The sequence below is a fragment of the Priestia sp. P5_B4 genome (genome assembly GCF_056400385.1).
Genome location: NZ_JBFULJ010000722.1, coordinates 1 through 1,946, shown reverse-complemented (window position 1 = coordinate 1,946; position 1,946 = coordinate 1). Strand labels below are relative to the sequence as shown.

2 protein-coding genes are annotated in these 1,946 nt (G+C 36.5%); one reads left to right on the top strand and one right to left on the bottom strand.

Annotated elements, in window-relative coordinates; genetic code table 11:
- Positions 1-280: 280 nt before the first annotated feature.
- Positions 281-919, bottom strand: a complete 639-nt coding sequence (locus AC1DRF_RS25165) for a DUF1643 domain-containing protein (protein WP_377575183.1) — start codon at positions 917-919, stop codon at positions 281-283.
- A gap of 382 nt (positions 920-1,301) precedes the next feature.
- Here AC1DRF_RS25165 and trhA point away from each other — a divergent pair.
- Positions 1,302-1,946: PAQR family membrane homeostasis protein TrhA (gene trhA, locus AC1DRF_RS25160; RefSeq protein ID WP_335576892.1), on the top strand; the 645-nt coding region annotated here is incomplete at its 3' end.

The window sequence follows — 1,946 nt, the reverse complement described above, 5'->3', positions numbered from 1 at the left end:
CATACTAATACATCCTCCGAGCATTCATATACGAAGTTTAACAGCGTACTTAATTCTTCTAGACGAGAAATATCCAGCTCTGCATTTTCGTTGATCACAGTCCCTATATATTGAAAGCACTCTTCTTCTAACTCATTATAAATAGTTGTGATGCGGTGCAATACTTCATTTAACTTCATAAAGTTCCCCCTTCACACACGCTTCTTGATACAACCATATGACAAAACTTGGTGTTTTATACTAACGAAAAAGCGAGGAATATAAACCTCGMTTCTTCTTTTTACCGATACATACTGGCAATGTCTTCAATAAACATAAGCGGTTCTTCTTCTGTTAGTTGTTTAATTGGAGAATAATCCTCTCCACCAAAACTTTGATCTATGTCTTCAATAAACGAAGAAACTTCTTCCGACTCTTCACGATTAGCCGGCATTTCGTATTTTTGTAATTCTGTGCGGTGCACGACGGATAAAATATGGCGAGGAAATTGCTGCTTCGTTTTTCCAAAACAGTATACCGGCTTGTGTTTCAAAAAGCGTTCTACTTCTTCTTGTCGGTTATAAATGCTTCCATGATCACCCCAAGCTACCACAACCAGTTCAGCATCTTCCACTGCTTTTTGAATATACTCACCTGCTCTTGTTCCAACAGCTTCTTCTTTTGAAAGCATGCGTAAAAACGAAACATGATCAGTTTGATAGCTGAATAAATAAACGATTTCTAAAACTCCAAATCCCCACTTTTGCGCCAGTTCTATGCATTTGGATACAGCTGTATCGTCGCTGTATTCATACGTATTTTCTGGAAATGACAAGATAAACGTAAGTTTACGTTCGTTTACTTCACTCCATTTGCATAATAGAGAGTATTTGTATTTGCCTGTTTCATCAAAAATAACTTCTTTTTTCACTGCTTCCATCCCCCTGCCTTCTTACAATCTTGTTACTTATCTATTGCAAATGAGCTAAGCAGTAATCGTAACCTTGACTGTTAAAAGTTTTATTTTATATGTATTTCAAAATCATGCCTTCATGACAACTTTTCTTCCATTTTTTCAAAAAGCAATTTTTTCTTCTATACATGCTTTTTACAGCTAGTGAATATTCACATATATATCTTTCCTCTTTTCGGCCCTCCAGTCAAAATAGATAAAATCAAAAGAATGGTCTATAATAAAGAAATAACCAATGACTTTTTCACTCATGTTTTTGACAGTTACGGATTTTTTCTCAGCAGGTATGTTCAAACCTGATCCTCTGAGAAAATAGAAGATAAATTTGTGTAAAGAAAGGATTTTGTAAATGGCTACTACACACACATTTACAAGAGGAGAAGAAATTGCAAATGCGATTACACACGGCGTTGGAGCCGTACTCAGCATTGTTGGATTAACGCTTTTAATCGTACTTTCTTCGTTAGAAGGAACGCCTTGGCATGTTATCAGTTTTACTATTTACGGAGTAACCATGCTGCTTCTCTATGTCTCCTCTACGCTTGTCCATAGTTTTCCKGAAGGTAAGGTAAAAGATCTTTTTGAGATATTTGACCACTCTTCTATTTATTTGTTTATTGCCGGTACGTACACTCCATTTTTATTTATCGCAGTAAAAGGAACCACCGGCTGGACACTTTTTGGAATTGTATGGGGCATCGCTCTTGCAGGAATTGTATTCAAAGCTTTTTTTGTAAAGAAATTCCTTTTTATTTCCACCATTCTTTACGTATTTATGGGATGGATGATTGTGTTTGCTTGGGATTCGTTAACTCAAAACATTGCCCATCAAGGAATTGTCCTTCTCGTAGTTGGAGGCGTGTTGTATACAATCGGGGCCGTTTTTTACGTATGGCGAGGATTTCGTTTTCATCATATGATTTGGCATATGTTTGTTCTTGGCGGAACCGTACTCCACTTTTTAGCAATCATTTTATATGTATTGCCTATAACC

Coding starts and splice junctions, on each gene's coding strand:
- AC1DRF_RS25165 (WP_377575183.1), bottom strand. CDS start 919: ATGGAAGCAGTGAAAAAAGAAGTTATTTTTGATGAAACAGGCAAATAC.